Source organism: Kiritimatiellia bacterium (genome assembly GCA_018001225.1).
In the GTDB taxonomy this organism is placed as follows: Bacteria; Verrucomicrobiota; Kiritimatiellia; order CAIQIC01; family JAGNIJ01; genus JAGNIJ01.
Window position 1 is genome coordinate 34,466 of sequence record JAGNIJ010000007.1, and the last position, 25,652, is coordinate 60,117.

21 protein-coding genes and 1 tRNA gene are annotated in these 25,652 nt (G+C 69.5%); 8 read left to right on the plus strand and 14 right to left on the minus strand.

The window, feature by feature from the left end; translation table 11 throughout:
* Nucleotides 1-56 precede the first annotated feature (56 nt).
* From KA248_03815 to KA248_03825, 3 genes are all read right to left on the minus strand, one after another.
* Complete coding sequence (locus tag KA248_03815; GenBank protein ID MBP7829024.1) at nt 57-1,202, minus strand: cystathionine gamma-synthase; 1,146 nt, start codon at nt 1,200-1,202, stop codon at nt 57-59.
* A 191-nt stretch (nt 1,203-1,393) separates the two neighbouring features.
* On the minus strand, nt 1,394-2,689 hold the full coding sequence (locus KA248_03820) for an O-acetylhomoserine aminocarboxypropyltransferase/cysteine synthase (protein ID MBP7829025.1): 1,296 nt from the start codon (nt 2,687-2,689) through the stop codon (nt 1,394-1,396).
* Between the two features lie 137 nt (nt 2,690-2,826).
* Nucleotides 2,827-2,902, minus strand: a tRNA-Met gene (locus KA248_03825).
* 58 nt (nt 2,903-2,960) lie between these two features.
* Here KA248_03825 and KA248_03830 point away from each other — a divergent pair.
* Complete coding sequence (locus KA248_03830) at nt 2,961-3,896, plus strand: M28 family peptidase (protein ID MBP7829026.1); 936 nt, start codon at nt 2,961-2,963, stop codon at nt 3,894-3,896.
* A gap of 44 nt (nt 3,897-3,940) precedes the next feature.
* Here KA248_03830 and KA248_03835 read toward each other — a convergent pair whose 3' ends face one another.
* The 4 genes from KA248_03835 to KA248_03850 are packed head-to-tail and all read right to left on the minus strand — an operon-like array spanning nt 3,941 to nt 6,553.
* On the minus strand, nt 3,941-4,375 hold the full coding sequence (locus tag KA248_03835; protein MBP7829027.1) for a DoxX family protein: 435 nt from the start codon (nt 4,373-4,375) through the stop codon (nt 3,941-3,943).
* Nucleotides 4,372-4,878 (minus strand): rhodanese-like domain-containing protein, encoded by a 507-nt coding sequence (locus KA248_03840; protein ID MBP7829028.1) that lies wholly within the window; start codon nt 4,876-4,878, stop codon nt 4,372-4,374. Before KA248_03840 ends, KA248_03835 begins: the two co-directional genes overlap by 4 nt.
* Nucleotides 4,875-5,867 carry a DUF1573 domain-containing protein gene (locus KA248_03845; GenBank protein MBP7829029.1) on the minus strand — a complete coding sequence of 331 codons (993 nt, stop codon included), beginning with the start codon at nt 5,865-5,867 and terminating at the stop codon, nt 4,875-4,877. Before KA248_03845 ends, KA248_03840 begins: the two co-directional genes overlap by 4 nt.
* Nucleotides 5,864-6,553, minus strand: coding sequence for a hypothetical protein (locus KA248_03850; GenBank protein ID MBP7829030.1), 690 nt, complete (start codon nt 6,551-6,553; stop codon nt 5,864-5,866). The genes KA248_03845 and KA248_03850 overlap by 4 nt, the downstream gene beginning before the upstream one ends.
* A 152-nt stretch (nt 6,554-6,705) precedes the next feature.
* Between KA248_03850 and KA248_03855 the strand changes: the two genes are divergently transcribed.
* Nucleotides 6,706-7,389 (plus strand): protein kinase, encoded by a 684-nt coding sequence (locus tag KA248_03855; protein ID MBP7829031.1) that lies wholly within the window; start codon nt 6,706-6,708, stop codon nt 7,387-7,389.
* Nucleotides 7,390-7,452: 63 nt separating this feature from the next.
* Here the strand turns inward: KA248_03855 and KA248_03860 are convergent, their stop codons facing one another.
* Both KA248_03860 and KA248_03865 read right to left on the minus strand, forming a co-directional pair.
* Entirely contained in the window at nt 7,453-8,442 is a 990-nt protein-coding gene (locus KA248_03860) for a DUF1573 domain-containing protein (protein MBP7829032.1), read from the minus strand.
* Between the two features lie 5 nt (nt 8,443-8,447).
* Nucleotides 8,448-9,128 (minus strand): hypothetical protein, encoded by a 681-nt coding sequence (locus tag KA248_03865; GenBank protein ID MBP7829033.1) that lies wholly within the window; start codon nt 9,126-9,128, stop codon nt 8,448-8,450.
* Nucleotides 9,129-9,407: 279 nt separating this feature from the next.
* On the opposite strand from KA248_03865, the gene KA248_03870 reads away from it, so the two are divergent.
* Complete coding sequence (locus KA248_03870) at nt 9,408-10,964, plus strand: serine/threonine protein kinase (protein ID MBP7829034.1); 1,557 nt, start codon at nt 9,408-9,410, stop codon at nt 10,962-10,964.
* Here the strand turns inward: KA248_03870 and pcnB are convergent.
* Nucleotides 10,907-12,193, minus strand: coding sequence for a polynucleotide adenylyltransferase PcnB (gene pcnB, locus KA248_03875; protein MBP7829035.1), 1,287 nt, complete (start codon nt 12,191-12,193; stop codon nt 10,907-10,909). The two genes, KA248_03870 and pcnB, sit on opposite strands and share 58 nt — an antisense overlap.
* 110 nt (nt 12,194-12,303) lie before the next feature.
* Between pcnB and KA248_03880 the strand changes: the two genes are divergently transcribed.
* Together KA248_03880 and dnaG are read left to right on the plus strand one after the other, a co-directional pair.
* The gene (locus tag KA248_03880; protein MBP7829036.1) at nt 12,304-12,921 is read left to right on the plus strand and encodes a CvpA family protein; all 618 of its coding nucleotides are present in this window, start codon (nt 12,304-12,306) and stop codon (nt 12,919-12,921) included.
* Nucleotides 12,918-14,720, plus strand: a complete 1,803-nt coding sequence (dnaG, locus tag KA248_03885) for a DNA primase (protein MBP7829037.1) — start codon at nt 12,918-12,920, stop codon at nt 14,718-14,720. The genes KA248_03880 and dnaG overlap by 4 nt, the downstream gene beginning before the upstream one ends.
* A 41-nt stretch (nt 14,721-14,761) precedes the next feature.
* On the opposite strand, the gene smc is transcribed toward dnaG, so the two are convergent.
* Nucleotides 14,762-18,388, minus strand: a complete 3,627-nt coding sequence (gene smc / locus KA248_03890) for a chromosome segregation protein SMC (protein MBP7829038.1) — start codon at nt 18,386-18,388, stop codon at nt 14,762-14,764.
* 213 nt (nt 18,389-18,601) lie between these two features.
* Between smc and KA248_03895 the strand changes: the two genes are divergently transcribed.
* Both KA248_03895 and KA248_03900 read left to right on the plus strand, forming a co-directional pair.
* Complete coding sequence (locus KA248_03895) at nt 18,602-18,895, plus strand: antibiotic biosynthesis monooxygenase (GenBank protein MBP7829039.1); 294 nt, start codon at nt 18,602-18,604, stop codon at nt 18,893-18,895.
* A gap of 1 nt (nt 18,896) precedes the next feature.
* On the plus strand, nt 18,897-20,015 hold the full coding sequence (locus KA248_03900; GenBank protein MBP7829040.1) for a glycerate kinase: 1,119 nt from the start codon (nt 18,897-18,899) through the stop codon (nt 20,013-20,015).
* On the opposite strand, the gene KA248_03905 is transcribed toward KA248_03900, so the two are convergent.
* The 3 genes from KA248_03905 to KA248_03915 form a co-directional block, all read right to left on the minus strand.
* Complete coding sequence (locus KA248_03905; protein ID MBP7829041.1) at nt 20,012-21,061, minus strand: hypothetical protein; 1,050 nt, start codon at nt 21,059-21,061, stop codon at nt 20,012-20,014. The two genes, KA248_03900 and KA248_03905, sit on opposite strands and share 4 nt — an antisense overlap.
* 7 nt (nt 21,062-21,068) lie before the next feature.
* Entirely contained in the window at nt 21,069-22,136 is a 1,068-nt protein-coding gene (locus KA248_03910) for a sigma-70 family RNA polymerase sigma factor (protein MBP7829042.1), read from the minus strand.
* A 71-nt stretch (nt 22,137-22,207) separates the two neighbouring features.
* Nucleotides 22,208-24,112, minus strand: a complete 1,905-nt coding sequence (locus KA248_03915; protein MBP7829043.1) for a phosphotransferase — start codon at nt 24,110-24,112, stop codon at nt 22,208-22,210.
* A 410-nt stretch (nt 24,113-24,522) separates the two neighbouring features.
* Here KA248_03915 and KA248_03920 point away from each other — a divergent pair, with 410 nt between their 5' ends.
* Nucleotides 24,523-25,563, plus strand: a complete 1,041-nt coding sequence (locus KA248_03920; protein ID MBP7829044.1) for a phosphoribosylformylglycinamidine cyclo-ligase — start codon at nt 24,523-24,525, stop codon at nt 25,561-25,563.
* Nucleotides 25,564-25,652 lie beyond the last annotated feature (89 nt).

Genomic DNA, 25,652 nt, shown 5'->3' on the forward strand with positions numbered 1-25,652 from the left:
CAAATCCCTGATCCGATTGCCGCCTGGAGGGTCGAGCTCCGGCGAGACCGTGATGGTCAGGCCAGGGCGCCCAGCGCCTGCCGCAGGTCGGCCTCCAGGTCGTCGCCGTGCTCGATGCCTACGGAAAGCCGGACGAGTCCGTCGCCGATGCCGCGTCGCCGCCTCTCGGAGGACGGGATGGAACTGTGGGTCATCTTCGGGGGATAGCAGACCAGCGACTCCACGCCGCCCAGGCTTTCCGCGAGGATGAATACTTTCAGGCACGCCGTGAATTGCTCGACGGCCGGGAAGCCGCCCTTCAGGTCGAGGCTGATCATACCGCCGAACCCGGACATCTGCTTTTTCGCCAGCTCGTGCTGCGGATGCGCCGGGAGGCCCGGGTAGTAGACGCGCTCGACGGCGGGGTGCGCTTCCAGGAACCGGGCCAGGCGCAGGGCGTTCTGCTCATGGGCCCGCATGCGGAGCGCCAGCGTCTTGATGCCCCGCAACACGAGCCAGCAATCCCACGGCCCCGGCACGGCGCCGGCGGCGTTCTGGTAGGCCTTGAGTTCCTGGTGCAGCCCGTCGTCCGAAACGATCACCGCTCCGCCGATCACGTCGCTGTGGCCGCCGAGGTACTTGGTGGTGCTGTGGACCACGAGGTCCGCGCCGAGTTCGAGCGGGCGCTGGAAATAGGGGCTGGCGAACGTGTTGTCCACCGCGAGCCGGGCCTGGCGCGCGTGGGCGACCTCCGCCAGCGCGCGCAGGTCGGCCAGGCGCAGCAGGGGATTGGTCGGGGTTTCCACCCAGAGCAGGCGCGTGCGTTCCGTGAAGGCCGCCGAGACCTGCGCGGGGTCCGCCGCGTTGACGTAGGAGGTTTGAACGCCCCAGCGCCCGAAAACTTTGTGGAGCAGGCGGTAGGTCCCACCGTAGAGATCTTCGCCCGCGACGACGTGGTCGCCGGGCCCGAGCAGGTTCAGCACGGCGTGGGTCGCCGCGACGCCGGACGCGAAGGCGAGGCCGTGCTTCCCGCTCTCGAGCGAGGCCAGGGCCGCCTCCAGCGCGGCGCGCGTGGGGTTGCCCGAGCGCGAGTACTCGAACGCGCGCGGCCGGCCGATGCCGTCCTGCTGGAAGGTGGACGTCTGGTAGACGGGTGTTATCACCGCGCCCGTGACGGGATCGCTCGGCTGCCCGTCGTGGATCGCCCGGGTCTCAAATCGCATAGGAACTGCTCCTCGGTTGGTCGTGCTCGGCGCGGGGCGCGGTCCAGGGGAAAATCAGGTCGGACCGGGTCACAATGTCCGCCCTATGGCCTGAAGGATGTTGCCGTAGGAAGCCATGACTGCAGTTCCTTCCGAATCCCCACGCCTCGCAGTTTATAAACTGTGAGGCCGTTCCCGGCGGCGGCAGGACGTCAGCCCGCCGCCTTTTTCAGCGCCTGGTCGAGGTCGGCCTGGATGTCGGCGATGTCCTCGATGCCGATGGAGAGGCGGATGTAGTCCGGGGTTACGCCTGTCTCCGCCTGCTCCGCGGCCGTCAGCTGCTGGTGCGTCGTCGAGGCCGGGTGGATCACCAGGCTCTTCGAGTCGCCGATGTTCGCCAGGTGCGAGAAGAGCTGCACGCTGTTGATGAACTTCTTGCCGGCCTCCAGCCCACCCTTGATCCCGAAGCCCACCAGCCCGCCGAAGCCCTTCTTCAGGTATTTCGACGCGGTCGCGAAATAGGGGCTGTCCTCGAGGCCGGGATAGCTGACCCAGCTCACGAGCGGATGCTTCTTCAGGAAGCGCGCCACGTCCAGGGCGTTCTCCGAATGGCGCGCCTGGCGCAGCGGCAGCGTCTCGAGTCCGAGCAGGAACTGGTGCGCGTTGAACGGGCTCAACGCCGGGCCGAGGTCGCGCAGCAGGGTCACGCGGACCTTCAGGATGAACGCCACGTTGCCCATGCCGGGCACGTTGCCGAGGGCGTCCCAGTAGACCAGGCCGTGGTAGCTGGGATCGGGCTCGGTGAATTCCGGGAACTTGCCGTTGTTCCACTTGAACTTGCCCGAGTCCACGATCACCCCGCCGATCGAGGTGCCGTGCCCGCCGATGTACTTCGTGGCGGAGCTCGCGATGATGTCCGCGCCGTGGTCGAACGGCCGCACGAGGCCCACGCCCACGGTATTGTCCACCACCAGCGGCACGCCCGCGTCGTGGGTGATCTTCGAGACCGCGGCGAAGTCCGGCACATCCAGCTTCGGATTGCCGATCGTCTCCACGTACACCGCGCGCGTCTTCGGCGTGATCGCCTTCCGGAAGGCGTCGAGATCCTGCGAGTTCACAAACTTCACGGTCCGGCCGAGCTTGGGGAACGTATAGTGGAAGAGCTGGTACGTGCCGCCGTAGAGATTGTTCGCCGCGACGATCTCGTCGCCGACGCGGGTGATCGCCAGCAGGGCGAGGGTGATGGCGGACTGGCCCGAGGCGACCGCCAGCGCGCCGGTGCCGCCCTCGATGGCCGCGATGCGTTTTTCAAAAACATCCGTCGTCGGGTTCATCAGCCGCGTGTAGATGTTGCCGAATTCCTTGAGCGCGAAAAGGTTTGCGGCATGCTCGGTGCTCTTGAACACGTAGGAGGTGGTCTGGTAGATGGGCACGGCCCGCGCCCCCGTGGTGGGGTCGGGCTGCTGCCCCGCGTGGAGCGCCTGCGTGTGAATCTTGTCGCTGCTCATGTCCGTCCCTTTCTTTATACTCTATTTAATCTATAGACATTATGAACAATATCATATTGTTTCAGTTTGTAAAGGGGAGCGCGAACTTTTTTTGGGGGATATGACACAGGTTGTTTAAAGGAAGAGCATCGGAAGGCTGGTGGCGGGGACCGGGATCGAACCGGTGACCTTAGGCTTATGAGTCCTCTGCTCTGCCAACTGAGCTACCCCGCCGACCGTGCCGCGTTAACCTACTTTACTACCGGCGCGCCTGTCAATATGCTCCCACGGCATGCGCTTGATCGCATTGGGCGTGGGACTCGCCCTGGTGTTCTCGGCTTGCGGCCGTCACGAACCCGTGGAATCCCCTTCGGATGTTCCGTCGGGGTTCAGTGGCGCCGCCGCCTTCGAGGAGGTCCGCCGCTTTGTCGCGGTGCGCCCGCGCGATGCCGCCACGCCCGGCGCGGAACGCGCCGCGGCCTACCTGCATGAGCGCCTGCGGGAACTGGGAGTGGAGGCCGAGATCGAGTCCTTCGAGGATCTCTGCCCCGTCGGCACGATGGTGTTCCGTAATGTCATCGGCCGCCTGCCCGGCCGCGGAGAGGGGCTGGTCATTCTTTCCGGCCACTACGACACGCAGGCGGGCTTGGGGGAGGGCTTCGAGGGGGCGAATGACGGCGGATCGAGCACGGGACTGCTCCTGGAACTGGGGCGCTGGATGGCCGCCTCTCCGCCGTGGCCCTGGGAAACCTGGATCGTTTTCTTCGACGGCGAGGAGGCCATGGTCCGCTATGGCCCGACGGACGGCCTGCACGGCAGCCGCCACCTGGCCCGTCAACTGGTCGAATCCGGGCGGGCGGGAGAGGTGAAGGCCGTGATCAACCTCGACATGATCGGCGACCGCGACCTGACGGTGACGATCCCGCGCAACGGCGCCTCCGGGTTGATCGCGGAGGTCTTCGAGGCCGCGCGGGCCGAGGGCGTGCGCGACCGGTTCACCCTGTACCCGCACGAAGTCGGGGATGACCACGACCCGTTTCATCAGGCCGGTATGCCGGCCGTGGACCTGATCGATTTCTACTTCGGCAGCGGGCCGCGCCGGAACGACTACTGGCACACGCCGGAGGACCGGATGGACAAGCTGTCCCCGGAAAGCCTGGACCTCGTCGGCCGCGTGGTGCTGAGGATGCTGGCGCGCATGGCGGAGAGGATGCCGGCCGATCTGTAGGGGCGCTTCTACGAAGCGCCTGGAGGCGGCTCGCAGAGCCGCCGCTACAGGATCTGGTTGGCATGCATGGGGCGGCTTTCCCGCGCCCCCCATGCCGCCAGGATCAGCACGGCGTTGCGCCCGAGGTTCCACCAGCCCATGTGCCGGGCACCCGGCTTGACGGTGAAACACCCGCACGCGGTGTCGATGCCGCGGTACAGGTTGAAGGCGATCGCCGCGGTAAAGACGATCAGCAGCCCCAGCAGGATCGTGAGCGCGGCGTCCCGCCAGCGCGGCGCCGCGACCAGGGCCACGGCGCACGTCAGTTCCAGCCACGGGAGGAAAAGAGCCGCCAGGTTGACGAGGGCGTGGGGGAGCATCTGGTAGCGGAACACGGCCACCGCGAAATCATGGGGCGAGGCGATCTTCGCCGCGGCGGCCGCGGCGAACACCGCGGCCAATCCCCAGCGCAGCGCCGGCCGGATCCAGGCGCGGGTCATGGCCGGCCCTCCACCGGCAGCCCCGCGCGGGTCCATTCCTCGTAGCCGCCGGAGTACAGCACGATGTTCGTGTACCCCTGCTGGCGCAGGAATTGCGTCAGCAGGAACGACTCGTCGCAAACCAGCCCCGAGCAATAGGTCAGGATCGGCTGCCCGCCCAGCAGCAGGACGGCGACGTTCTGGAACTCGTCCTGGATCGTATCGTAGGGCAGCGAGACGGCGCCCGGCAGGCGGCCCGCCTTGAAGTCCGCCGCGGGCCGCGCGTCGAAAACGAGATGCGTTTTGGCCTCGATGATCTCCCGGGCGGTGGCGGTGTCCGCCAGCTGGAATCCGGCCTGGAGCGCGCGGGCCTCGATGTACTGGGACCAGTCTTCCACCCAGGCGATCTTTCGGGGGTTCACCAGGTTGGCCGCGCCCGCGGCAAGGGCGGCAATGACCATCAGCGCAGCGATCCGCGGCGCCAGGGCGATAACCCGGGAGCGGATGGACGAAGGCGCGCTCACGGCGAGGGTGACACGAGGCGGATGGGAATCGTCGCCACCGGCAGTTCTTCCATGCTGGTGCGGATGCGGATCTCGGCCCCGTTGAGCTCCGGCGCGGCGGTCAGGTTATCCAACTGCACCCGGTACCCGCTCTGGCCCATCGGAAACACGGTGGCCGTGATCCCGCCGGCGGGCACTTCGACGCCCAGCAGTGAGAAGGGGACGTTGTCGGGCGAGTGGAGGACGATATGCCGCGTGAGGGGTTGGGCGTCGGAGGCGCCAAGCACGATCTCCGTCGGCGCGACGGTCAGGCCGCCGCCCACGACGCCGGTAACCGTGACCACGAGGCTGGAGTAGGCCCCCGGGTGATCGGTCGCCGCCGTCAGCCGTCCGAGAAAATGGCCGACGGAGAGGGGCGGCTGCGTGCGGACGACGAGGCGGTACTGCCGGCCCTCCTCGACGGGTTCGAAGGTCGCGCCAATCACGGCATTGTCCGAGGTGACGCCCGTGACGCGCAGGGGGGTGCTCGGCGCCGCCACGATGGCCACCGTGGAGGTGACGACCGAGTCGGCCCGGAGTCGGCCGAGGAAGAGATTGGGCGGGTTGACCGACACCTCGGCGACGGCCGAACCGGTCATGGTCAGGGTGAACGGCGACTGGGTGGAGTCGTTGGACTCGACGCGGATCTGCTTGATCTGGCCGCCGGAACGGCCGCGCAGGTCGAGCTTGGCGGTGAGCGTGGCCTCGCCGCCCGGCTCGATGGAACTGGTGGAGAGCTGGGCGACCGTGCAGTTGCACGTCGGCCGGACGTTGCCGATCAGCAGCGTCGCGTTGCCCTCGTTCCGGAGGGTGAACACGTGCTCCAGGGTCTGCGTGTTGACCTGTTCGCCGAAATTCCAATTGGCCTCCGCGCACGCGATCCTGGGGGCATAATTGGTCGGCGGAGGCTCCTGCGCGAGGCTCCAGCCGGCCAGGCCGGCGACCAGGAGGCTTGTCCAGTGCTTGGTCATGGCGATCCCCTTTCCGTTGAAATCGTTCTCACCGCGTTGTAGACCGTTTGCGCGATCGCCGCGGCGCCGGCGGCGTTGGGATGCACGCCGTCCGGGAACCAGTCGGCCCGGTCCGTCAGGGCCGCGTGCACGTCGGCCACCTGCCAGCGCTCCCCGTCGGCCACCCGCCGGATGGCGGGCAGGATTTCGCGACGGAGCGCGCTCTGCGCGTAGGCGCTCATCATTCCGTAGCAGGGGGGCGGAAGGTTCAGGATCATGGCGGGCCGGGTTTCCAGGTCCGCGAACTGCCGGCCGAGGGCCCGCAGGTCGGCTTCGTACTGCTCCCGCTCGCTCCGGTTGCGCATGTGCGAGTCATTGGTGCCGAGCATGAGCACGACCACGTGCGGGGCGAAGCGCTTCGCGGCCTCGAGCTCGGGAAGGATCCAGTAGGGCAGGGATCCGTTCCGCAGCGCGGTGGCCCCGTTGACGCCGAAATTGCGGACCTCGTAGTTCCCGCCCAGCAGGCTTTGCAGGACCGCCGGGTAGCTTTCGCGCGCGCGGTCGGCCAGCCGGTCCCCGAAGGTGATGCTGTCGCCCACGCACGCCACGCGGATCCTCCCGGCGGCGGGGGCCTCCGTTTCGCCGGCCGCGGAAAGCGCGGCCAGCAGGAAGCAGCCTATCGTTGTCGCGGACAGCCATGATTCCATGCGCGGGAACTCCGTTTGAAGATGCCCGTAGAAATATACCGGCCTTTCGCGGCGGAACAAGTGCATTCCCACGGTCCGGCCAAAGCCCGCTTGCGGAACGCGGGCCGGCCCGGTATAAGGGACGATACGCCGGGTGCCACCGGCGGGGCGCTATGCAGAAAGACACGATCCAAGTACCGGGGTACGAGATTCTGTCCATCGTGGGCGAGGGCCGCTCGTCCATCGTCTGGGCCGCGCGCGCCTCGGAGGACGCGCCGCCGGTGGCCCTGAAGTGGCTGCGCACGGACGAGGTCCCCGACGAAAGCTTCCGGTGCCGCGCGATGGAGGAGGCGCGGGCCTCGAGCCGGCTGCACCATCCCGGGATCGTGGACCTGAAGGACGTCGGCGAGGTGGACGGCGGCCTGTACTACGTGATGGAGTTCGTGGACGGCTGCACGCTGGCCGAGCTGCTGGCGCGCAAGGGCCGCCTGCAGCCCAAGCATGCCATGCAGATCGCCGAGGCAGGAACGACTCGTCGCAGACCAGTCCCGAGCAATAGGTCAGGATCGGCTGCCCGCCGAGGAGCAGGACGGCGACGTTCTGGAATTCGTCCTGGATGCTGTCGTAAGGCAGCGAGACCGCGCCCGGCAGGCGGCCGGCCCGGTAGTCCGCCGCGGGCCGGGCGTCGAAGATCAGGTGGGAGCGGGCGTCGACAATCTCCCGGGTGGCGGCCGTGCCGGCCAGCCGGAACCCCGCCGCCAGGGCGCGCGCCTCGATGTAGCGCGACCAATCCTCGACCCAGGCGATCTTTCTCGGGTGGACCAGGTTGGCGGCCCCCGCCGCGACGGCGGCGATGACCATCAGCGACGCGATCCGCGCCGCCGCGGCCGTGAACCGGGAGCGAATGGACGGCGATTCGCTCACGGTGCGGGCGACACGATCCGGATGGGAATGGCGGCCATCGGCATCTCCTCCACGCTGGTGCGGACGCGGATCTCCGCGCCGTTCAGTTCGGGCGCGGCGGACAGGTTATCCACCTGCACGCGATACCCGCTGTTGCCCATCGGGAACACCGTGGCGTTGACGCCCGGCGGCACCTCGACGCCGAGCAGCGAGAACGGGACATTGTCGGGCGAGTGAAGCACGATATGCCGCGTCAAGGGCTGGACGTCGCCCGAACCGATGACGATCTCCGAGGGCGCCACGGTCAGCCCGCCGCCCGTTACGCCGGTGACCGTGACCGAGAGGGTGGAATAGGCCCCCGGGTGATCGGTGGTGACGGTGATGCGGCCCAGGAAATGGCCGATGGAAAGCGGCGGCCGGGTCTGGATGACCAGCCGGTAGCGGCGCCCTTCCTCGACCGTCTCCGTGGTCGCGCTGACCGCGGCATTGTCCGAGGTGGCGCCCGTGACCCGCAGGGGCGTGCTCGGCGCCGCCACGATCTCTACCGCGGCGGTGACGATCGATTCGGCCCGGAGGCGGCCGAGGAAGAGGTTGGGCGGGTTGACGGAGACCTCGGCGACGGCCGAACCGGTCATGCTCAAGACGAACGGCGACTGGGTGGAGTCGTTGGATTCGACGCGGATTTGCTTGATCTGGCCGCCGGACCGGCCCCGCAGGTCGAGTTTGGCGGTCAGCGTGGCCTCGCCGCCCGGCTCGATGGAACTGGTGGAAAGCTGGGCGACCGTGCAGCCGCAGGTCGGCCGGACGTTGCCGATCAGGAGCGTGGCGTTGCCCTCGTTCCGGAGGGTGAACACGTGCTCGAGCGTCTGCGTATTGACCTGGTCTCCGAAATTCCAATTGGCCTCCGCGCACGCGATTTTGGGCGCGTAGTTGGTCGGCGGCGGCTCCTGCGCGAGGCCCCCGGCGGCCAGGCCGGCGACCAGGAGGATGGTCCAGTACTTGCTCATGAGCATCACCTTTCCGCTGAAATCGTTCGCACCGCGCGGTAGACGGTCTGCGCGATCGCCGCGGCTCCGGCGGCGTTGGGATGCACGCCGTCGGGGAACCAGTCGGCCCGGTCCGTCAAGGCCGCGTGCACGTCGGCCACCCCCCAGTGTTCCGCGTCGGCCACGCGCCGGATGGCCGGAAGGATTTCGCGGCGGAGCACGTTCTGCGCGTAAGCGCTCATCATCCCGTAGCAGGGCGGCGGCAGGTTCAGGATCATCGCCGGCCGGCCATCGAGGTCCGCGAACTGCCGCGCCAGGTCCCGCAGGTCGGTTTCAAACTGCGCGCGCTCGCCTCGGTGGCGAAGGTGCGAGTCGTTGGTGCCGAGCATCAGGACCACCACGTCCGGGGCGAAGCGCTTCGCGGCCTCGAACTCCGGGAGGATCCAGTAGGGCAGGGCGCCGTTGCGCAGCGCGGTCGCGCCATTAACGCCGAAATTGCGGACCTCGTATTCCCCGCCCAGCAGGCTTTGCAGCACCGCCGGGTAGCTTTCCCGCGCACGGTCGTCCAGCCGGTCCCCGAAGGTGATGCTGTCGCCCACGCAGGCCACGCGGAGGCGCCGGGGGCCGGCGGCATCCGGCGCGCCGGCCGCCGAGACGGCGGCCACGAGCAGGCATCCCATCGTTGTCGCGGACAGCCAGAATTCCATCGAGAACTCCCCTGAAGTCGCCGGTAGCAATATACCGTCCCTCCGCGGCGGCACAAGCGCATTCCCGGGGGGCGGCCAAAGCCCCAGCCATTCTGCTGTTGGCGCTTTTCGGCGCCCGAGTCACAGCGGGTTCGTAGCCCCCGCTGCGCGTTCAACAGACGTCCACGGTACAGCAGGCGCTATGAGCCTGCTGTTCTGCCCAGAATGAGAATGGCCGGCCAAAGCCCGCTTGCGGAACGGGGGCCGGACCGGTATAAGAAACGATGCGCCGGGGCCGCGATGCAAAAAGACACGATCCAAGTGCCGGGCTATGAACTCCTGTCCGTCGTAGGAGAGGGCCGCTCGTCCGTCGTCTGGGCCGCGCGCGCCGCGCCGGACGCCCCGCCCGTGGCCGTGAAATGGCTGCGCACGGACGAGGTGCCCGACGAGAGCTTCCGGCGCCGCGCGATGGAGGAGGCGCGGGCCTCCAGCCGGCTGCACCATCCCGGCATCGTGGACCTCAAGGACGTCGGCGAACTCGAAGGCGGGCTCTACTACGTCATGGAATTCGTGGACGGCTGCACGCTGGCCGAACTCCTCTCGCGCAAGGGCCGCCTGCAGCCCAAGCACGCCATGCAGATCGCCGAGGGCATCGCCCTGGCCCTGACCTACGCCTGGGACCGCGAACGCCTGATCCACCACGATCTTTGCCCGGGGAACGTCATGCTCGAGCGGGACGGCACCGTCCGCGTCGCGGACATGGGTATCCTGCCGCCGGGCGGCGTGGCCTACCGGGCGCGGCTCTCTTACGCCGCCCCCGAGCAGGCCGACGGCTCCGCCAGCGTGGACTACCGCGCCAACATCTATTCCGCCGGCGCGCTGCTCTACGAGATGATGACCGGGCGCAAGCCGTTCCGCGAACTCACGGGCGTGGAGGCCCTGGACCGGCAGGTGCCGGACCAGCTTCCCGATCCGCAGGAGCTCAACCGGGAGATCACGTCCGGCGTGGGCTGGCTGGTCGAAAAATCCATGATCCGCGACCCGGCCGGTCGGTACCGGACCTGGGCCGAGTGGCTGGCGGACCTGCAGGAGGTGGCCAAGGGCGGCTGGCCGTTGAGCGAGTTGCCGGTCTCCGGGCAGAGCCTGATCCTGCGCAGCGCGCTGCGGTTCCCGCCGCCGGTGAATATCGTCGAGCCTCCCCCCACGGCGAAGAAGCTCTCGCGCAGCCGCAAGCTGGCGCAGAGCGCCAAGCGCGTCCTGGTCGCGAAGCCCACGTCGACGACGTTCAGCATCCAGCCTCGCTCCCGCACGTCTTCGGAGCTGGCGCGTTCGCTGTCCGCCTTCCTGGTTCTCGGTACGATCACGGCTCTCGCGTACGCGGGATTCTGGCTCCACGGCCGATGGAAGGCCGGGGCGTTCGACGAGGAGCCCCCGCCGGCGGAACCGTCTGTCCTTCCACAGCCCGACATCCCCGAGGAGAGCCGCGCGATGTCGTTCGACGGGACCATCCGCCCGCCCGAGCCGGCCGCGGAGCCGGCCCCGGCGAAGCCCGCCGGGGCGGAGGAGATCATCACCTGGGACGATCCCGTCTTCGTCCGCGGCGCGCGCAGTTTCAACGAGGCCGTGGCCCTGTACCAGAAGTACATCCAGGACCGCAGTGATCCGGCGCTGCTCAAGGAGATCGAGAAAAAATGCCGCGAGGCGATCCGCGACTTCGAGTCCTGCCGGAACAAGGCGCCGGCGGAGGTCCGGATGGCGGAGATCCTGACCCAGGCCTATCGCCTGCTCTCCGACTGCCGTCAGATGATGCTGGTGCCCGACGTCTCTTCGGACGGCGAGGCCGCGCCGTCGCGTTGAGGCTCTTCCGCGGCGGGCGCCGGCGGGGGATTCCGCAGGCCGGCGAGAAAATCGGTCCACCACCTCACCAATTCCTCGTGCTCGCCGCGCGCCCGCGCGGAGAACTTGAAATAGACGAGGGCGTCCTTGAACACGTGGCGCGCGGCGAAGCGGCGCGGTCCCTTGCCCTGTGTCCGGGGAAAGACCGCCTGCGCCGCGAGGATATCGGCGGCCCCCCGCGCCACGTTCCGCGGGATCTGCACGCGGTGCGAGGGGTTCAGCAGTTGGTCGTGAGCCGCGCGGGCGCGCGCCGCGGTGCGGGAAAGACCGGCCAGCCCGGGGTCGGCCGCGCGGGCCTCGAAGTAGGGGCCGAACAGGAGCGCCCAGAGCAGGGATTCCCCGGGGCGCAGGCCCGCGGCCTTCCACTTGTCCACCTGGCGGAGCGCCCGCCGCATCCCGTCGCGGCCCGCCTCGCCGCCGGGGCCGTGCAGCCACGCCGCGACCTCCGGGAACAGGACGGCAAAAAGCCCCGTGTCGAACAGGCCCTGCAGCACGGGCTCCGCGCGGCCGCAGAAGAAGATCTTGAGCATCTCCTCGTGCAGCCGCTCCCGGGAGGCCTGGGCCAGGTGCTCCTTCATGTCGTGGATCGCCTGCCGGGCGGTCTCCTCGATGGTAAAATCCAGCGACGCGGCGAACCGCACGGCGCGCAGCATCCGCACGGGGTCCTCCTGGAACCGGACCCGCGGATCGCCGATTACGCGCAGCAGCCGGGCGTCGAGGTCCTTCAGGCCGCCGACGTAGTCCACGAGCGAGAAATCCGCGATGTCGTAGAACAGGGCGTTCACCGTGAAGTCGCGCCGCAGGGCGTCCTCGGGCGGCGTGCCGAACACGTTATCCCGGACGATCATGCCTTCCTTGGTCGTCACGCGCTGCGCGCCGTCCCCGGGAATATGGGCGCGGAAGGTGGAGACCTCGATGATGATGTTCGGGAAAAAGACGTGGGCGAGCCGGAATCGCCGGCCGATGAGCCGGCAGTTGCGGAACAGGCGCTTGACCTGGTTCGGGTGGGCGCTGGTCGCGATGTCGAAGTCCTTGGGCGTGCGGCCCAGCAGCAGGTCGCGCACGCCGCCGCCGGCGAGGTACGCCGTGAAGCCGGCCTCGTTCAGGCGGTAGAGCACCCGGAGCGCCTCCGGCGCGATGTTCTTCCGGCTGACCACATGCTGCGAACGGTCTATAATTAAAGGCTGCATTTCCTCGATTTCACGCGCCGGCCGAGAACCGGCTTGCCCACGGCCCCCATCTTCCTACACTGGTCCCGGGTTCGGGTCGCGCCCGGAGGCCGAAGCGCGGGAGATTCATAATGGAAAACCTGCCACAATTCAACCTGGTGGATATCCTGGCGATGATTTACATCGTCCTGGGCGTCGTGCGGGGCTTCCTGAACGGCCTGTCCGGCGAGCTGGCCCGGCTCTTGAGCGTGGTCGTCGCCGTCGCGGCGGGCATCCACTTCTACGAGCCGATGGGCGGCTACCTGCTCGAGCACACGCGCATGGGGGAGTGGGACCCGAAGGCGGCCTACATGGTTTCCTTCGGCGTGCTGCTGGCCGGGGGCTGGCTGGCCATGCGGCTGCTGCGCGTCGTGCTGCGCCACCTCATGGAGTTCACGTTCCGCGGCCGCATCGAGAAGGTCGGCGGGGCGCTGGCGGGATTCCTCCGCTACTCCGTGGAGGCCGGCGCGATCATCCTCCTGCTCGGCCTCGTCCCGCACGAGGCCCTGCGGCGGCACTTCGTGGACGAATCCTTCTTCGGCCGCCCCCTGGCGCAGTACGTCCTGCCCGCGTACGAGAAGCTCGCGGAGAAGTATCCCGCCCTCCGGATTCCGGTCCGGCGGGAGGCGGGGGTCCTGGAGGGGGAGGCCGCGGAAGCGGAGCCGCCCGCGGAGACGGCGCCGGCGGAGGGCGAGCAGGGCGACCCATGAGCCCGGTCATTTCCAAGGCCCTGCTGGAGCAGATTCGCGCCGCGAACGACATCGTCGAGGTCGTCGGCACCTACCTGCCGCTGAAACGGGCCGGCTCGTCGTTCAAGGGGCTCTGCCCGTTCCACAAGGAGAAGACGCCATCCTTCCATGCGAACCCGCAGCGGCAGTCCTTCCACTGCTTCGGGTGCGGCGCGGGCGGCGACGTGTTCCGCTTCATCATGCAGTACGACGGCGTGGACTTCGTGTCGGCGGTCCGCCTGCTCGCGCGGCGCGCCGGGATCGCCGTCGAACTCACCGAGGACGACCGGCAGGAGGGCCCGAACAAGGACCTCCTTCTCAAGCTGCTCGAGGACGTGACGATGCTCTACCACCACGCGCTGCAGAAGCTGCCGGCCGCCGAGGCGGCGCGGCGGTATCTTCAGAAGCGCGACCTGGGCGACGCCGTCGTGCGCGACTACCTGCTCGGCTACGCGCCCGAGGGGTGGGATACGCTGGTGAAGTGGGGTCAGAAGAAGAAATACACGCCCGCGCTGCTGGAGGCGGCGGGACTGTTGAGCCGGTCGGATTCCGAGGAAGGCCGCGTCTACGACCGGTTCCGGGACCGCCTGATGTTCCCCGTCCGCGACGAAATCGGGCGGATCGTCGGGTTCAGCGGGCGCCTGCTGGCCGACGACCCCAAGGCCGCGAAGTACGTCAACACGCCCGAGACCCCGGTCTTCCACAAGGGCAAGCTGCTGTACGCCCTCGACAAGGCGCGGCGCGCGATCATGGACAGCCGCGCGGCCCTGCTCTGCGAGGGGCAGATCGACGTCATCCGCTGCCACCTCGGCGGGTTCCAGAACGCCGTGGCCGCCCAGGGCACCGCGCTGACCGAGCAGCACGCCCAGGTGCTCAAACGCTACGCCGACTCGGTCACGGTGGTGCTCGACGCCGACCCGGCCGGCCAGAAGGCCTCCCTGCGTTCCGCCGAGCTTCTCCTGGCGGCGGGCTTGAGCGTCAGCATCGCCTCCCTGCCGCCGGACGAAGACCCGGATTCCCTGATCCGTGGGCAGGGCCCCGCCGCGTTCCAGGCGGTGCTGGACAAGGCCCGCCCCCTGCTGGATTTCCAGGTCGAACTGCTGCGAAAGCAGGAAACCTTCTCCGGTGAGGCGGGCCTGATGCGCGCCGCCCGCGCGGTGCTGGAGACGATCGCCAAGGCCCCGTCCGCCGTGCAGCGCGACCACCTCCTTCGCCAGGCCGCCCGCGAACTAGGCCTGACGGAACCCGCGCTGCGGCAGGATTTGAGTCGTATGATGCGTCCCGCCGGTCCCGCGCGGGTTCAGGCCGGGGACGAGCCCCCGGCGCGGGTGGAGCATCCCTTGGAGGAAGTGACCGTGCTGGAGTTGGCCGTTCGCCACCCGGAGGCGGCGCAGCTTTTCCGGCGCTATCTGCCCGCGGACGCGATGACCGATCCGGTCTGCCGCCGCCTGTACGACCTGATCCTGGTCGGCGACGAGCATCCGATGAGCGCGCTGGGGCCGGACCATCCGGAGGCGGCGCGCCTGCTGGCCCAGGTCGAGGCGTCACCCTCGCGGCTGATGGGCGAGGACAGTTCGCCGCAGGACCCGGCACAGGACCTGATCCTTCGCTTGCGTCGCAGGCAGATGGAGCGGCGCCGCGTGGAGCTTCGACAGAAACTGGGCGCCGCCCCCGAGAACGAACGCCAGGCCCTCGATCTGGAGTGCAAGCAGTTGACCCTCGACATCAAGATGCTGCAACAGGGCTGGGACCGGGCCCTGCCCATTCTCGAGTTGGACTGATCACCTTGACGCGCCCCCCCGCCGGCTTGCCCGGCGGGGTCCTACACCGTCGGCGGCGGTTCTGCCGCGGGCGCGGGGGCCGGTTCCTCTTTCGGCGGCGCCGGGGCCTTGGGTTTTTCGTGGTGCGAGAATTTCACCGAGACGATCTTCGACACGCCCTGGTGCTCCATCGTGACGCCGTAGAGGATGTCCGCGGCCCCGATGGTTTGCCGGTTGTGCGTGATGACGATGAACTGCGAGCTCTCCAGGAAGCCCTGGACCACCTTGATGAAGCGGCCGATGTTGGCCTCGTCGAGGGCGGCGTCGAGCTCGTCCAGCAGGCAGAACGGGCTCGGTTTGACCATGTAGAGGGAGAACAGCAGCGCCACGGCGGTCATCGTGCGCTCGCCACCGGAGAGCAGGGAGACGGTTTGCAGCTTCTTGCCCGGCGGCCGGGCGATGATCTCGATGCCGGACTCGAGCACGTCACCCTCGTCCACGAGCACCAGCTTGGCCGTGCCGCCGCCGAACAGCTTCTGGAACATGTCCTGGAAGTTCGCGTTCACCTTGTTGAACGTCTGCGAGAACATCTCGGTCGTGGTCTGGTTGATGCGCCGGATGAAGTCCATCAACTGCTGCTTGGCGTTCACGAGGTCGTCCTGCTGCCGGGTCAGGAAGTCGTGCCGCTCCTCGTGCTGCTTGTATTCCTCGATGGCGATCAGGTTGACGGGCCCCATGGACTCCAGCTTGGCCCGCAGTTCGGCGATCTGCGTCTCCATCGCCTCGCGGTCGGGCCGCTGGCCGTTCTCCCAGGCGGGCTCCGGGGCGGCCGCGAGCTGCTCCGCCGTGACGTGGTACTCGGCCATGGCGCGTTCGACCAGGTTCTGGCGGCGCACGCGCTGCTCGGCGAGCTCGACGTCCACCTGGCCCTTGCGGTTCCGCAGGTCGTCCATGGCCGCGCGCTGCTCGTGCAGGCGCTGGTCCCGCGCGCCCACCGAGGCCAGGGCCTCCTCGCGGCGCTTCCGCGCCGCGTCCAGGCGCTCGGCCTGGCGGGCGACCTCGTCCTCCATCGGCTGCAGGCGGGTCTTCGTTTCCGCCAGCTGCCGCTCCAGGTCGCCGATGCGCGACCGGTAGGACACGAGATCCTCGGATCGAGTGCGGATGAGCTCCTCGATCTCCTGGATGCGCGCCTGGAGGGGTTTCTGCCGCTCGACCATGTGCTCCGCGGCCTGGCGGCGCTCCGCGTGGACGACCCGGGCGTTCGTGGCCGTGTCGGCCTTCCCGGCGCGCTCGTGTTCCAGGGCGCGCAGCTCGTCGTTCCGGGCGGCCGTGGCCGCCCGGATCTCGGCCTGCCGGGCGCGATGCTGTTCCAGCTCGCCGTGAATCGCGTTCTTCCGCTCGGTGCCGGAGGAGGTCTGCTCCTGCAGCGATTGCCACTCCCAGGCGACCGTGTCCGCGCGCTGCCGGGCCTGGTCCGCCTCCTGGGCGATGATATGCTGTTCCCCCTCGCGCTGCGCGAGGGCGTGCCGGCGCTCCTCGAGCTGGCGGCGCAGGGCGGTTTCGTCGGCCTCCGCCGCGGCGATATCGTCCCGCAGGCGCGCCGCCTGCAGTTCGCCCTCGGTGTGCTGCCGCCGCAGTTCCTTCAGCTCCCGCGTCCAATCCTCGAGGTATTCCCGGCGGGCCAGCGGCGTGATCTCGTGCGCCCCCGGCATCCAGAATTCCACCAGGCCGTTCCCGCGCCGCACCGCGCCGCCGGGCGTCACGAGCGTTGCGCCCGCCGGGAGGGTTGCGCCCGGCGCGGGCAGCGCGTCCACGACGCGTGTGCCGAGGAGCAGGCGTTCGACAGCCGGCCGCCACTCGGGAGCGCACCGGACAAAGTCCGCTAGGGGCCGGCCCGGTCCGTCCGGCCAGGGGTCCGGTCCCGTCGCGGAAGCGGCCAGAGGCAGGAGGCGAACCGCGCCGGCGGCGTGCTGCGCCACCTCGCGCAAAAGCTCAAGGGCGGCGGCTTCGTCGGCGACCAGCAGGGCGTCCAGGCCGGTGTGCAGGGCGGCCTCCAGCGCGACCCGGTACACCGGGTCGGGCTGCAGGCGATCCGTCAGCGTGCCGAGCACGGCGTCCGTGCGGACGTGCCAGTCGGCCGGCGACTCGAGCAGGGCGCGCGCGCCGCCGGGCAGGCCGTCGAGCCGCGCCTCGGGCCGGTCGAGCATTTCCACCTGGGCCTCGCGCGCGGCGAGCCGCGCCTTGAGGTCGGCCAGGTTCTTCAGCGTTTCGGCGAGCCGGCGCGCGCCGTCGACGCGGGCGGCCGCGCGCTCATCGTGGCGGGCCTGGAGCGCGGCGACCTCGCCCTGCAGGGTCCCGAGGGCGCCGTTCATTTCCTCCTGGCGGGCCGCGTAGATGTCCACGGAGTGGCGCAGTTCCGCCTGCTCGGCCGAGAGCCGCTCCCGCCGGAGGGTGGCCGTGCGCTCGCCGGCCTCGAGGTCGTAGAGCTCGTTCTGCAGGCGGGAGACGCGGCTCTCGAGGTCGATCATCTCGGTGCTCAAGTCGTGCAGGGAGCGTCGCGCGGCTGCGATCTTCTCCTCGTGGGCCACCAGGTCCGCCTGCCGGGCCTGGAAGTCGCGCTCGGCGGCGTCGCGCGCCGCGACGGCGTCGGCCAGTTGCCGGCCCAAGTCCTCGAACGAGGCGCGGTGCTGCTCGAGCCGCTGCTGCGCCTCGTCGGCGTCGTGCCGGTCGCGGTCCGACAGGTTCTGCAATTCCCGGATGCGATCCTCGTTGACCTGGATCAGCTCCCGGGCGCGGTCGAGATCGGTGCGCGCCCGCATCGAGGCTTCCATCGCCTGCGCGATCGCCTGTTCGGCCGCGGACAGGGCGGCGCGGTTCTCCGAGGCCTCTCGCTCGGTCTCGGCCATCTCCGCCCGCAGCGCCTCTTCCTGCTCCAGCACGGCCGCCAGCCGGGTCTCCAGTTGCGCGAGGTCCCGGTCGAAGATCTGCATGCGGTCCCGCGTCGCGAACAGATCGAGGCCGCGCAGTTGCTCCTGGATGACCTGGTAGCGCCGGGCCTTGCCGGCCTGGCGCTGGAGGGAAATGATCTGGCGCCGGACCTCGCGGATGACGTCCGCCAGGCGCAGCAGGTTGGCCTCCGTGTGCTCGAGCTTGCGGATGGCCTCTTTCTTGTCCGCCTTGAACTTGGTGATGCCGCTGGCCTCCTCGAAGACCTCGCGGCGGTCCTCGGGGCGCGAGCTCAAGATCTGGTCGATGCGGCCCTGCTCGAGGATGGAGTAGGAGTCCGTCCCGATGCCCGTGTCCATGAACAGCCGCTGGATGTCCTTGAGGCGGCAGGGCGTCTTGTTGATGAAGTAGCTGCCCTCGCCGTCGCGGAAGACGCGGCGGGTGACGGTGATCTCGTTGTACTCGGTGCCGAGGACCTTCTCGCAGTCGGCGAAGGTCATCGACACCTCGGCCATGCCCATGGGCTTGTGGCTGTCCGTCCCGTTGAAGATGCAATCCTCCATCTTCGAGCCGCGCAGCGCCTTGGCGCTCTGCTCGCCGAGCACCCACCGGATGGAGTCCGCGATGTTGCTCTTGCCGCAGCCGTTCGGGCCGACGATGGCCGTCATGCCCGGCTCGAAATCCAGCTTCGTGCGGTCGGCGAAGCTTTTAAACCCGATCAGCTCGAGATGCTTCAGATACAAGGTGTTTCCCCTTCATGCCCGGCGAAAAACAGGGGGCCGGACCCTGAAAAATCAGGCTGTATTCACTACCATGTGCGGCACAGGCGCGCAACATCAATGCAGCGCCCGATCCCGTGATTTGTCGAGGAATTCCGCGGGATTGGAGGTTGAAGCCGCGGCGGCCTTCTCCCACAATGGGCGCCGGGTTCCAGAATCCAGAGCATGGAGGGCTCTATGTACGTTACGCTGGTCCACGTGAGCGTGAAAAAAGAGGCCGTGCCGGCCTTCATCCTGGCCTGCCGGGCCAACCACGAAGCCTCGACCCGCGAGCCGGGAAACCGTCGATTCGACGTCCTGCAACTGCAGGAAGACCCGACCCGCTTCGTCCTCTACGAGGCGTACGCGTCCCGGGAGGATGCCGCCGCCCACAAGAACACGCCGCACTATGCCGCGTGGCGCGACGCCGTGGCGGGCTGGATGGCCGAGCCCCGCAAGGGCGTCGTGTACGACGGCCTCTTCCCGGCCTGACATGAAGGTGGTCGTCGCGCCGGATTCGTTCAAGGGCAGCCTGTCCGCGGCCCGCGCGGGCGGGATCGTCCGCGCGGCTCTCCGGGCCGCCCGGCCCGGTCTCGACGTGGTCGTCTGCCCGATGGCCGATGGCGGCGAGGGCACGGCGGAGGCCCTGATGGCCGCGCGCGGCGGAACGTGGATCGCGTGCCGGGTCGCTGGGCCGCTGCCGGATCAACGGGTCGAGGCCGGCTATGCGTGGATGGAAAGCGCGCGCGAGGCGGTGGTCGAGATGGCCGCGGCCAGCGGCCTGACCCTGGTCCCGCCCGGCGAACAGGATCCCTTGAAGACGACGACCTATGGAACGGGCGAGCTGATGGCCGCCGCGTTCGGCCGGGGCGCCCGCCGGCTCCTGCTCGCCGTGGGCGGCAGCGCGACGGTGGACGGCGGGGTCGGCGCGGTGACGGCGCTCGGCTGGCAATTCCTGGACGACCGCGGGAAGCCGGTCGGCCCCGGCGGCGGGGAGTTGGAGCGTATCCGGACGATCCATCCGCCCGCCGCCTGGTTGCCGCCGCCGGTGGATGTGCTCTGCGACGTCACGAATCCCCTGCTTGGGCCGGAAGGCGCCGCGCGTGTTTTCGGCCCGCAGAAAGGCGCCACGCCGGGGATGGTGGAACAGCTCGAGGCGGGCTTGGCGAATCTGGCCCGGCGGGGGAGGGAGCAGGTCGGCGTGGAGATTTCGACGCGGCCGGGCGGCGGCGCGGCCGGCGGCCTGGCCGCGGGTGCGGCGGCGTTTCTGGGCGCGCGCCTCGTGTCCGGCACGCGGGCCGTGATCGAGGCCACGGGGCTGGCGGAGGCGCTCGCCGGGGCGGACTGGGTGATCACGGGGGAGGGGCGGCTGGACGAGACCTCGCTTCGCGGCAAGGTGGTGTCGGGCGTGATCGAGGTCGCGCGCCGGGCCGGCGCGCGCGTGGCCGTGCTGGCCGGGCGGGTCGGCCTGTCGCCGGAAGCCTGTCGCGGCGCGAGGATCGAACGGGTCGAGTCCTGCGCGCCGGCGGAGATGCTCACGCCCGAGGCCCTGGCGCGGGCGGAGGAGTTGTTGCGCACAGCCGCCGGGAGGTTGGCCGGGCAACTGGACTAATTGTTGGCCTCCTCGGATGCGGCCCCGGCGGGAGCGGGCACGGGCGCGCCCCGGCGGTCGGGGTGCTCGAAGTAGGCCGCGAAGAAGTCCGCGATCGCCGGGTCCTCGATCACCACGCAGGCTTCGTTGCGCCGCTCCAGCGCGTCGTATCCCCAGTTGGCGGAGCCGATGACGACGCGGTCGTCGGCCAGCACGACCTTGGCGTGCGTGGTGATGCGCTCCGGGTCGTCGTAGACGGCCACGCCCGCGGCGGCGAGGTAGTCCCGGGTCGGCGCGTTGACCTCGTTCAGCGTGGTGTTGTAGTCGCTCAAGTCGAGGATGACGGCCGTGTCCACGCCGCGGGCGTGGGCCGCGGCCAGCGCTTCGACCAACTGGTTGACCTTGCTGCCCTCGTACTTCGGATCGTACTTGACGCCGTACATGATGACCCGGATCCGCCGGGCGGCATCGTTGAACAGGGAAAGCACGGCGGGGAAATACTGGCGGTTCACGAGGGTGCGCACCGGGCCTGATTCGACGGCGGGCAGCTCCGGCTCCGCGAAGCTGTCCTCCCGCAGGGCGGCGATGTAGCGCGTGAAATAATCCGCGAGGACGGGGTCGTCGAGCAGGACGTTGGTCTCGTTGTTGTTGCCCATCGAGTTGCCGGTCCAGTTCGTGGAGCCGAGCAGGACCTTGCGGCCGTCCACGACGATCAGCTTGGCGTGCAGCATCTTGCGGGGCGTGTCGAGCCGGACCTCGGCGCCCAGGTCTTCCAGGCGCTGTCGCCCCTCGGCGTTGAAGTCGATGCGGTCCTCCAGAAGGCCGCGCACGCGCACGCCGCGCTCCACCGCGCGGGCCAGCTCGGCCTCGATGCGGCGCACCGCCGCGTCGTCGTGGTGCTCCAGCTGGAGGAACTCGATCGTGTTCGTCGCCCCGGCGATCAGGGCGAGCACCGCGGGCAGGTACTCGCGGTTGACGACCGGCGTGACCGCGGGCGCCGCGCCGGCCCGGAGGGCGAGCGCGAGCAGGAGCGACAGGAGCAGCGGGGCCGGGCCTCGGGGTTTCACGCGGGCCTCACATCCGGGGGTTCGCGACGCCGCGCCGGAGCATCTGGCGCAGCTTGCGCAGGGCGTCGTCCTGGATCTGCTTGATGCGGGCGCGCGTGAGGTTGAGCATGGCGCCGGTCTCCTCGAGCGTGCGGCCCTCGATGAACCGCAGGCGCATGATCAGCTTCGAGCGCGCGGGCAGCCGCTCGACGGCCGTCCAGATCTCCGAGCGCTGCGCCGCGTGGGAGGCCTCCTCGGCCTCGCTGTCCTCCACGATGTCGTAGAGGTTGGATTCGTTGTCCGCGAACATCGCGTCCAGCGAGACCGGCGGGCCGGGCTGGTGCTCGAGCTGGCGGACGTACGGGCGGATCTTCGCCACCCGCTCCTCCGTCAGGCCCGTCAGGTTCGCCAGCAGGGCGTCGTCCGGCGGTTCGCCGCGGTCCTTGGGCCAGGCGTCGAGGATCTCCTTGAGCGCCAGCATTTCGCGCGAGGGGCGCATGCCGATGCTGCCGGAGCGCACGTGGTCGCGGAAGTAGTTGCGGAGGCGGTTCTGGACGGCCTTCTGCGCGTAGACGTAGAACGGCGTGCCGCGCGTGAAGTCGAATTTCCGGATGGCGTTGGACAGGGCCTTCGAGCCCTCCTGCAGGAAATCGCCCAGCCAGACCTGGCCGATCCAGAAATAGGGCTTGATGCAGCTCACCACGAGGCGGCGGTTGGCGATGAACAGCTCTTCCTCGGCGGCCTCGATCTGCGAAATGAGTTTGCGCGCCTGGACGCCCGCCTGGCGCCACTGGGCGGAGCTTTTCATGCGCCGGCGGGATAGCTGCCGGATTTGCGTGGCGCACCAGTGGATCTCGGTGAAGAGGGAGAGGGTCTGATCCGGCGTCAGCAGTTCCACCGTGCCGCGCTCGATGAGAAATCGGCCGACGGCCTGCATGTTCGAGTCCGGGCTGGAATAGGTCCGCTTCTGCCGGACGGGAGCCGGGCAGCCGCCGGGCTTGCGGAACTCGGGCCGGGAAATGACCTTGAAGGGAAGGCTGGCGGCCAGCGCCTTCAATTCATCCCTGTATTGCCCGCCTGTTTTTATCATGACCATGATGGCGCCCGGTACACACCCCTCCCTATCCGCACCTGAAGCATAAAATGTGCCTGCCCTCCGCCACTCTGTCAACGGCCGGGTGACTCGATTTCGGCCAGCCATCCTTCGACGCCGCCGGACAGTATCGGCAGGGCCCCCGTCCGCGACAGGGCCCGCCGCAACAGGCGGAGGGCCGGCGGGATGTGCCGGTGGAACGATTCCAGGCCCGGTTGAGCCGACAATCGCCCGTACGCGCCCAGGGCCTGGACCAGTCGCTCGACGGCGGCCGGCCAGAAAAGTTCGATGGCGGCCGGGTCCGCGGGCCGTTCCGCGGCATAGCCGGCCAGCAGGCGAAGCTGCAGCGGCTCCGGCAGTTCCACGTAGGGATCGCAGAGCAGCGAGGCCAGATCGTAGGCCGCGGGGCCGTACCGCATGCCCTGGAAGTCAATGAAGACCGGCTCTCCGCGCTTCCACAGGATATTGCTCGATTGCAGGTCCCGGTGCAGCAGCACCCGGGGCGCCGCGTCCAGCCGCGCGGCGACGCCGGCCAGCTCGCGGCGGATGGCGCGGATCTTTCCGGGCCACGCCCGGTTGTCTTTTTTGAGGAAATGAGTGACGAACAGCTCGCGCTCCCAGCGATACAGCGCCGGCGAGAACGGGGGCATCAGGCGAAGACGGCCCTTGCGCGCGGCGCCTGTCCCCGCGTCGTGCAGCCGCGCGACCTGTTTCAGCACCTTCCGGTACAGGTGCTCGACTCGCCGCCCTCGGTCTTCCGAGACGAGACGCTGGAGGCAGGCGTCCCCGGCATCCTCCAGCAGGGCCAGGTTGGATTCCGGCCGGTCCAGGAGAACGGCAGGAACACGGAATCCGATGCCGGCGAGGAATCGGGCATGGGGAACGTGCAATGTGTTTTCCGTGCGAGCCGGGTCGTACCGCATCAGGATGACGCTTCCCCGCCCGCGGCGAAGCCGCGTAAACGCGCGGGCCGAACCCCGCGGCCCGAAGGGAAACGCCGTGATTTCGTCCGGCGGCCAGCCGTGTTCGCGCGCGGCCCGCTGCTCGGCCGGGTCAAGGACCCGGTCCCCGCGCCCGGCGAGGCCGGTGACGGGCTCGTTGACGACCGCCTCGCGTCCGATCACGGCGTCGCAAACGCGCGCGCGAGGGCCCAGCCGCGCGCCTTCCCAGACCACGGAGTTTTCGATCCGGCACCCTGGCGCCCGTTGCACGTTCGGACCGATCGCGGCAAAGCCCCGGGTATCGGCCGGGCCGGGCCGGCCGGCACGCCGCCCGCGCTTCAGGATTTCCGCGTGGGCTTCCAGGTACTGGCGCGGCGTGCCGAGGTCGGCCCAGAAACAGTCCGGGACGCACACGCCCGCGATGCGCTCGCCGCGTTTCATCGCGCGCTCGTAGGCGGGCACGATGCCGGCGAAGCCCTCTTCCGGCAGGAAGTCCAGGATGCGCGGCGAAAGGAGGTGCAGCCCGCAGAAGGTGAAGGTTCCGCCCGCGCCGGGAACCGGCGCGCGGAACGACGTGACCAGGCCGTTCTCCATGCTCACCGTCCGCGGGCCGAGCTCGGGATGGAGCCACAGGGCGGCGAGCGGGCGGACGCGGGCGAAGGCGCGGAGCAGCGGGGCCGGCTTGAGGTCCGCGGCGACGTCGGCGTTGATCAGCCAGAAAGGCCGGTCATCCAGGAACCAGGCCGCGCGCCGCAGGGCCCCGCCGGTGCCGAGGATCTCCGGCTCGAAGGAGAAATTCACGCGCAGCCCCGCCACCGGGCGGCCGGCGGCCCACCGGATCAGTTCGCCGGGCCGGTGATGCGTATTGACCAGCACGTCGCGCACGCCCCAGTCGCGGAGCAGGAGCAGGACATGCTCGAGGAGCGGCCGGCCCCACAGCGGCATCATGGGCTTGGGCAGGTCGCGGCTCAAGGGGAGCATCCGCGTGCCGAATCCGGCGGCGAGCACGAAGGCCTTGTTCGGGAGCGCCGTGCGCATGCGGGAAAATGTAGAGCATTTCCCGCGCAAAGCCAACGCCGCGCCGGGGCGGACGCCAGGACTGATTCATAAAGGATCGCAACCCGTTCCAACCATGGAAGAACAAGGCCCGCGCACACCAGGGCCTGCGCCGGCCTCGAGGGCGAGGCCGCGCTACACGGACGCCGAGGATGCGGCACTCGGCGTAGCCCGCGACCGCCCCCGGTCGCGGAGCCGGTTGGCCCCGCGGATTCCGGCCCCCCACGTTTCGCAAGGTGAGTCCCATCGAGAAAAATCGCATTCCCTTCACGGATCGAGGCTTCACCATTCTCATGAATCAGTCCGGGGCGGACGCCGATCCCGATCTTTCGGGCTTGACCGGCGCGGCCCCGGCTGGAAGCGTAGGGCGCGACAGGCGCAGGAGGACCGTCATGGGCAAGACCGGCAAAAAGGGCGCGGCCTACGCGCGGGCGGGCGTGGACATCGACGCCAAGATGAACGCGCTGCGCGCGGTGCGGGCGGACATCCGCGGCACGTTCACGCGCGGCGTGGCCGGGGATATCGGCCATTTCGGCGGGCTGTTCCGCGCGCCGGGCCGCGACCGCCTGCTCGTCGCCAGCACCGACGGCGTGGGCACGAAGCTCAAGGTCGCCTGCCTCGCCGGCCGCCACGACACCGTGGGCGAGGACCTGGTCAACCACTGCGTAAACGACATCCTCGTGCAGGGCGCGGAGCCGCTCTTCTTCCTCGACTATGTCGGCATGTCCCGGATGAACCCGGTCGTGTTCCGGCAGGTGGTGCGCGGTCTCTGCCGCGCCTGCCGCCGCAACGGCTGCGCGCTGATCGGGGGCGAGACCGCCGAGCTGCCGAACCTGTACCCGGACGGCGAGTACGACCTGGTCGGCACCATCGTCGGGTCCGTGCCGCGGCGGGAATTGATCACCGGCGCCGGGATCCGGCCGGGCGACGTGCTGATCGGCCTGCCGTCCAGCGGCCTGCACACGAACGGCTACTCCCTCGCGCGCCGCGTGATCCTCGAGGAGGCCGGGCTGAAGCTGCGCGACCGGCTGCCCGGCACGCGCGGCACCGTCGAGCGGGCGTTGCTGGCGGTGCACCGAAGCTACCTCCAGCCCGTCCGCGCGCTGAAGCGCGTCGTGCCGATCCGCGGGATGGCCCACATCACCGGCGGCGGATTCCCCGACAATATCGCCCGCATCCTTCCGCCGGACGTTCGCGCGGTGGTGGACCGCGCCCTGTGGCGCCCGCCCGCGCTGTTCCGGTTCATCCAGGAGGCCGGCCGCGTGGACCGCGACGAGATGTACCGGGTCTTCAACATGGGCGTGGGCCTGGTGATCTTCGTGCGCGAGGGCCGGGCCGTCGAGGCCGTGGAAGTCCTGCGCGCGGCGGGCGAGCGGGCCGTCGCGATCGGGCAGGTGGAGAAGGGGCGGGGCGAAGTCGTGCTGGCGGATTGAGCGATTCCGGCGGACCCCGGCGGGCTGGTCCCGCCGGTGAAGAGGGTTGCGGGAACGGGTGGCGTAGCGTCAGAACTGCCGCCCCTGCC